Origin of the sequence: Martelella sp. UBA3392 (genome assembly GCF_002358775.1) — a bacterium.
In the GTDB taxonomy this organism is placed as follows: Bacteria; Pseudomonadota; Alphaproteobacteria; order Rhizobiales; family Rhizobiaceae; genus Martelella; species Martelella mediterranea.
This window is the reverse complement of record NZ_DEPM01000046.1, coordinates 1-6,477: the sequence shown is the minus strand read 5'-3', so window position 1 is coordinate 6,477 and position 6,477 is coordinate 1. Positions and strand designations below refer to the sequence as shown.

7 protein-coding genes are annotated in these 6,477 nt (G+C 61.0%); 6 read left to right on the top strand and 1 reads right to left on the bottom strand.

Features of this window, described 5'->3' with window-relative positions; genetic code table 11:
- A partial coding sequence (locus B4E36_RS03640) for an amidohydrolase family protein (RefSeq protein WP_345899993.1) occupies nucleotides 1–1,418 on the bottom strand: 1,418 nt, incomplete at its 3' end.
- A 142-nt stretch (nucleotides 1,419–1,560) separates the two neighbouring features.
- Here B4E36_RS03640 and B4E36_RS03635 point away from each other — a divergent pair.
- From B4E36_RS03635 to B4E36_RS03610, 6 genes are all read left to right on the top strand, one after another.
- Nucleotides 1,561–2,547, top strand: a complete 987-nt coding sequence (locus B4E36_RS03635; RefSeq protein ID WP_292056814.1) for a LysR family transcriptional regulator — start codon at nucleotides 1,561–1,563, stop codon at nucleotides 2,545–2,547.
- A 163-nt stretch (nucleotides 2,548–2,710) separates the two neighbouring features.
- On the top strand, nucleotides 2,711–3,742 hold the full coding sequence (locus B4E36_RS03630; RefSeq protein WP_292056816.1) for an extracellular solute-binding protein: 1,032 nt from the start codon (nucleotides 2,711–2,713) through the stop codon (nucleotides 3,740–3,742).
- An 86-nt stretch (nucleotides 3,743–3,828) separates the two neighbouring features.
- Entirely contained in the window at nucleotides 3,829–4,677 is an 849-nt protein-coding gene (locus B4E36_RS03625) for an ABC transporter permease (RefSeq protein WP_292056817.1), read from the top strand.
- Nucleotides 4,674–5,468, top strand: a complete 795-nt coding sequence (locus tag B4E36_RS03620) for an ABC transporter permease (RefSeq protein ID WP_018063174.1) — start codon at nucleotides 4,674–4,676, stop codon at nucleotides 5,466–5,468. The genes B4E36_RS03625 and B4E36_RS03620 overlap by 4 nt, the downstream gene beginning before the upstream one ends.
- Before the next feature lie 13 nt (nucleotides 5,469–5,481).
- Nucleotides 5,482–6,309, top strand: coding sequence for a nucleoside phosphorylase (locus B4E36_RS03615; protein ID WP_292056820.1), 828 nt, complete (start codon nucleotides 5,482–5,484; stop codon nucleotides 6,307–6,309).
- A partial coding sequence (locus B4E36_RS03610) for an ATP-binding cassette domain-containing protein (RefSeq protein WP_345899994.1) occupies nucleotides 6,302–6,477 on the top strand: 176 nt, incomplete at its 3' end. The genes B4E36_RS03615 and B4E36_RS03610, both read left to right, overlap by 8 nt.

Below are 6,477 nucleotides of genomic sequence, written 5' to 3'. Positions count from 1 at the left end.
CCCCTGCTCATTTCCGGGCAATGGTCGCGTTCGAACTTGGCAGCCGCTTCGGCGATTTCGCCGCGCAGATCGTTCTCGTTTACCCTTGTGAGTTTGCGGTCTTCCATCACCAGGTTTCCGCCGACGATCGAATGGGTAACGACATCGGAATTGACCGAAAAGGCAATCTTCTTGATCGGGTCATGCAGCGGCATGAAGCCCCAGTCCGTCTTGTCCATCAGGATGATGTCGGCAAGCATGCCTTCTTCCAGCGTGCCGACCTCCTTTTCCATCAGGCTGGAGCGCGCGGCAGACGTGGTCGCCATGTCATAAACCTCATGGGCCGAGATCCAGTCATTGTAGTCGAAGCTGCCGATCTTGTGCAGGCCGGCGGCGGCCTTGAAGGCCACGAAGATATCGGCGGTGTCGGCAGAGGCCACGCCATCGCAGCCGAGCGCGACATTGACGCCCGCATTCATCATCTGGCGCACCGGTGAAACGCCGGAGCCGAGTTTCAGATTGGCGAGCGGGTTGTGCGTCGTCGAGCAATTGGCCGCGCCCATCATCGCGATGTCTTCGTCGGTCAGCCAGATCGCATGGTTCATGGTCAGCCGATGGGTCATCAGGCCCATGTCCTTGAGGAATTGCACCAGCGTGCGGCCATATTTCTCCTCGCCGGTCACCGCCTGGGTCTTGGTTTCCAGGACATGGCAGTGGACCGGCAGATCGCGCGCTTGCGAAAGGTCCGCGCATTCCTGCAAAAGCCTTTCAGAGCAGCGCTGCGGGCCGCAGGGGCCGAGGATGATGCGAATATTGTCCTTGCCGTGCCATTTACCGGAAAGCTCCTCGAACAGCGCGATCTGCTCCTTCCAGTCGGGCGCGGGCATGGCATCGAGCCGTGCCTTCATTTCGGCGGGCACGAGATCGCCCATGAAGGGCAGGCTGTTGCAATAGCTTTCATCCCACATCGAGGCGGTGATCCAGCCACGCAGCCCCACATCGCGGAAAGCGCTCGCCGTCGCGTCAACGGCTTCCGGCGTGCCGGAAATGTTGATCACATCGTCCTGCAGCGTGGTGACGCCGGAGCGCAGCGAAATGATCGCGACCAGCATGGCTCTGAGATAATGCTCGCGCCAGGTCATCGTCGGCGAACCGAAAGGCGGATAGACCTCCGAAAGCCAGATTTCGAGCGGTAAATTGTCATACCGGCCCATCTCGAAGCCTTCATTGGAATGCATATGGGCATCGATGAAGCCGGGCATGACCAGCTTGTCAGGCGCATCGATCACCTGAAGGTCCTGAAAGGCGGCGGCGCGTGCCGAAAGATCACCGCCTTTGCCTATTATCCGGTCACCGTCGATCAGCACATCGCCGGTCGCAAAGCTGTGTGCGCCGGTTTTCTGGTTGATGACGAGGCCGTTCTTGATCAGGATTGCCATGCTTTACTCCGTTTGCCTGCCGCTTTTGGTCAAGCGGCATGAAAATTGCTTGTGTATTCGCCGGGGATGAAATTACGCCGGTCGGACCGCTTGTGGTGGGAGCGATCCGGCCAGACGGAAACCTTGTGAAAGGAATAGCGTTTTGGCCACACCAGCCGGAGACCACGGTCTCGACCTGCGCCTGATGCGCATTCTCGATGTGCTGCTTGACGAGTGCAGCGTTTCGAAAACCGCCACGATCCTTGGCCAGAGCCAGCCTTCCGTTTCGCTGGCGCTCAAGCGGCTTCGCGAAATTCTCGGCGATCCGCTTCTGGTGCGCTCCGGCGTGAAGCTGATCCCGACGGAAAAGGGCATCGCGCTGCGCGCCCACGTTTCCAATATCCTGCGCGAGATCGACGCGCTCGCCGTCTCCGAAGACACGTTCGACCCGGCAAGCTACAACCGCCGCTTCCGCGTCTACGCCGCCAATTGTCTCGGCACCTTCTTCATGCCGCGCATCGGCGAACTGGTGCGCCGCGAAGCGCCCAACATGCCGCTCGATTTCTGCGCGATACCCGAGGAATCCCGGATATTTACCGAGCTTGAGGAGGGCAAGCTGGATCTCGTGATCGGCAACTGGCCGATGCCGCGCGACTACCTGCGCTTTGCGCCGCTGCTCGAAACCGACATTGTTCTGGTGATGCGCAACGAGCACCCGCTTGCAGGCCGCTCCCGCATCGACCTTCAGGAATATCTGAGCCTCGACCATCTCTCGCCGACGCCGCATACGAGCCCGGCTATCAGTCCCATTGACGGACAGCTTGCCCAGCTCGATGCCAAGCGCGAGATCGCCATGTCGGTTGCCGAGTTCACGCTTGTGCCGCACATGCTGGCGCGCACTAATCTGGTGTTCACCAGCAGCCGCCCCTTTGCCGAGCAGATGGCGCAGTCTGGCGCCTTTTCGATTGTCGGCGCGCCGGAGGAACTGGCCCGGATGAGCTTTTACACGCTGTGGCATGAACGGTCGCATCTCTCGCCCGGCAATCAGTGGTTCAGGAGATTATTGCGCCGGGTTGCCAAACAGATAAGCGAATTCACACCCCTTCCATCAAGTGAAACTTCGCCTGAAGCCATTAGTGGGAACCAATAGAGTCTATTGGGGTCACGGGGCTTATGAAACGTCAATTCCTGCCTTTTAATTGTTTTCGAGAGAGCCGGCCTTCCACGGACCTCTTCCTGATATCCGGCAAGCGGTCCACATGTCCGCGATCCGGGTTCCAGCCAATCAGACAAACAAGGGGAATTGGAACATCATGCTGAAGAAACTCACCACAGCCCTTCTTGCCGGCGCCATCGGCCTGCCTGCCGCCGGCGCCTTTGCCGCTGACGACTATTCCGGCCACACGCTCGTCGTCGGCGTGTGGGGCGGGGATATCGAGCGCCTGTTGCGCGAAAACGTCGCCGAGCCGATCGAAGAGGAAACGGGCGCATCCGTCGAATTCGTTCTCGGCGGCACGGGCGACCGCATGGCCCGCATCTATGCGGAAAAGGACAATCCGACCATGGATGTCGCATTCCTCAACATGTACGAGGCTCCGCAGGCGCTTTCCGATGGTATCGTGCTACCGCCGGATCCGGAAAGCGACATGTACAAGGCGATCTGGGACGGCATGAACAATGGCTGCTACGCCATGTCTCTGGTCGGCCTCGGCATCGCCTACAACAAGAATATCGTTCCGGAAGCCCCGGAATGGGAGGATATGTGGGATCCGGAATATAACGGCATGATCGCCGTTGCCCAGTATCCGGGCTCGGAAGGCGATGGCCTGATCGGCGTCGCAGCACGCCTTGCCGGCGCCGATGAGCACGATCCCGATGCCGCTTTCGAAAAGCTTCAGGGCCTGAAGCCGATTGCGATGACCTATACCAATCTCGATGAAGTCTTCGCCATGATGGATGCCGGTGAAGTGGCCATGGCGCCGATGATCTCCGGTTACGTGCTTTCGGCGCTGAAGGAACATCCCGATATCGGCTTCTCCTTCCCGACGGAACCTGGCCCGGTTCTGGTGCGTGACATGTTGTGCCTGGTGAAGGACAGCCCTGAGCCCGAACTGGCCAGGATGTTCGCGGAAAAGGCACTCGGCGTTGCAAACCAGACCGACTATGCCGAGCAGATATTCTTTGGCCCGACCAATTCGCAAGTCGAGCTCTCGGAAGAAGCTTCGGCAGACGTGATCGACACGCCGGAAGAGGTCGAGAGCCTGGTGCAGCTTGACTGGCCGTATGTCATTGAGCAGCGCAGCGACTGGACCCAGCGCTGGAACAAGGAACTGCTCGAACAGTAAGCGTCGCGATCATTGCCGCCGCGCCGTAACCGACGCGGCGGCGTTCACCCTTTCGGTGATGCTGCAATCCGGTAGATGTGATTTCCATGAACAAACGGGCGCTCATGTTGCTGATGCCGGCACTTATTCTGTCGGGCATCGTCTTTCTGCTTCCCTTCCTGTGGCTGTTCGTCACCAGTTTCAGGCTGCAGGGGAAAGGCTCGCTGTTGATAGCGGAGGGGTTTTCGGCGGCCAATTATGGAAGACTGGTTTCCGACAGCTATTTTGCCGAGGTTTTCTTCCGGACGATCTGGATGAGCGCTGCGGCCACCCTCATTTCGCTCGTCATAGCACTGCCGATGGCGCGCCAGATTGCCGTCAGCGCCGGGCGCGCCAAGGGCCTGCTGCTTGCGCTCATTCTGGTGCCGCTCGTCTCCGGCGCGCTCCTGCCCACGCTCGGCATGCTGCATCTTCTGGGGCCTCTCGGCGTCGTCAACTCCATCCTGAAGGACCTCGGGCTGATTACCCGCAGCGTCAAATTTCTCGGCACGACACCGGGCGTCATCATCGGCCTGGTGCAGGCCTTCCTGCCGCTGATGCTGCTGCCACTCGTCAATGCACTCTCGCGCCTGCCGAAGGATGTGGAGGCGGCGGCCGAAACGCTTGGCGCGCCGACATTGATCGTGTGGCGCCGGGTCATCCTGCCGCTGATCGCGCCGGGTATCATCGCAGGCTCCGTGCTGGTGTTCTGCGCCTCGCTGACCGCCTTCGTCACGCCGCAGATCCTCGGCCAGGGCAAGATCGCGACCTTCGGCACCATGGCCTATCAGCAGGCCTCGCTGGTGCTTGACTGGCCGTTTGCTTCGGCCATCGCCGTGGTCATGCTGGCAATTCTCGGGCTTGGCCTTGCCATCGGCTCGTTCGCCGCGAAACGGCTCGCCCGGAGGCCTGCATGAAAACCTATGGCTTTGCCGTTTCGGCCCGCTTTGTCTGGACCGTCCTCGCCTTCGTCTTCCTTTTGGCGCCGATCGCGGTGCTGATCTTTGCGTCCTTCGACGATGCGAGCTTCTTCCGCTTTCCGCCGAATTCCTATTCGCTCCGCTGGTATGAGGCGGCCATCGAAAGCCGGGAATATAGAAGCGCGCTGTCAGTCTCGCTGCTTGTTGCGGTGCTTGCGGGCTTTATCGCCGTCCTCTTCGGCGCGATGGCAGCCTTTGCGCTGGTGCGTTACAAGCCTGCCGGCGGACGGATCGTCGAAGCGATCCTGATGACGCCGCTGGTGCTGCCGCTGATTGTCTGGGCGATTGCGCTTCTGCAGATCTATTCGAAACTTGGCATGTCCGGCACGCTGCCGGCGCTGGTGCTTGCCCATGCGGTGATCACCATGCCGTTTTCCGTGCGCATCATGGTCTCGACCTTTGCCGATCTCGATCCGCTGCTGGAACAGGCCGCCGCCACGCTCGGCGCCTCTCCCGGACGTGTGGTCCGGCGCATCACGCTGCCGCTTGCCATGCCGGGACTTGTCTCTTCCGCCGCCTTCTCGGTTCTGATCTCCTTCAACGATGTGATCGTCTCCTCGCTGATCGCGGGCGCGCGCTGGATAACCTTTCCGGTCAGGCTTTATGCCCAGCTTCGAAGCCAGGGCATCGATCCGATCACGCTCGCCATCGGCTCGGCGATTGTCGCCTTTATCCTTGTCGCCGCGCTGATCGGCGAATTCATGTTCAAATGGTCACGCCGTCTTTGAGAAAGATCGAATAATGTCCGAAGAATACCGCTATCTCAAAACCATGCCGCATTTCGTGCGCGACGGCGTGCCGCTGCTCACCGGCTTCAAGCGCGATCGTATCGCTCCTTATGTGGTGCTCGCCGTCAAGGATCCGCTGGTCGTCGGCGACGGCGCGGAGGAAGATTCCCTTGCCGCCGCTCTCGACAATGGCGAAGTCGCAGCCAGGACCGGCCTCTTCACCACGGTGACCGGCACCTATGAAGGCGCGCCGGTCTCGATCGTTTCCGGCGGCTCCGGCTCGCCCGAGGCGGAGCTTGCGCTGATGGATCTCTTCAACTTCACAGATTGCACCACAGTCATCCGCATTGGCGGCTGCGGCGCGTGGAGCCCGAAGGTCGGCGTCGGCGATATCGTGATCTCGTCTGGCGCCGTGCGCGACGAAGGCATGACCAAAGCCCATGTGCGCGCCGAATACCCGGCTGTTGCCGACTGGCAGGTGGTGAGCGCGATGAAGGTTGCGGCCGATCAGGTCGGGCATCCCTATCACATCGGCATTACCCGTTCGGGCGACAGCGAATATTGCGGTTGGGGCAAGCCGGGGCCGGGCGGCTATCTGCAGGAAGACCACAAGCAGATCATCGATTACTGGAGCCGCGCCGGCGTGCTCAATACCGACCGCGAGGCCGCCGCGATCCTGACGCTCTGCGGCCTTTACGGCCGTCGTGGCGGCGCGGTCTGCTCGGTCGGCGACAATGTGGTGACCGGCGAATTGCACAAGTCTGGCTCCGGCCAGACGGCCGCGATAACGGTCGGCCTTTCCGCCCTTGCGCGCCTCTTCCGGGAGGACGCTGATGCCTGAGCCGCGCGCGCCCGACCATCTGGTAATCCAGAAGGTGATGAAGAAGTATGGCAGCGGCGAGCCGGCGCTGAAGAGCGTGTCGCTCAATGTGCGCAAGGACGAGTTCCTGGCGCTGCTCGGCCCCTCCGGTTGCGGCAAGACCACGCTCTTGAAGATCATCGCCGGCCT

What these genes read in the sequence shown, in the direction of transcription:
- B4E36_RS03620 (WP_018063174.1), top strand. Translation starts at nt 4,674, where the DNA reads ATGAAAACCTATGGCTTTGCCGTTTCGGCCCGCTTTGTCTGGACCGTC.
- B4E36_RS03630 (WP_292056816.1), top strand. Translation starts at nt 2,711, where the DNA reads ATGCTGAAGAAACTCACCACAGCCCTTCTTGCCGGCGCCATCGGCCTG.
- B4E36_RS03625 (WP_292056817.1), top strand. Translation starts at nt 3,829, where the DNA reads ATGAACAAACGGGCGCTCATGTTGCTGATGCCGGCACTTATTCTGTCG.
- B4E36_RS03615 (WP_292056820.1), top strand. Translation starts at nt 5,482, where the DNA reads ATGTCCGAAGAATACCGCTATCTCAAAACCATGCCGCATTTCGTGCGC.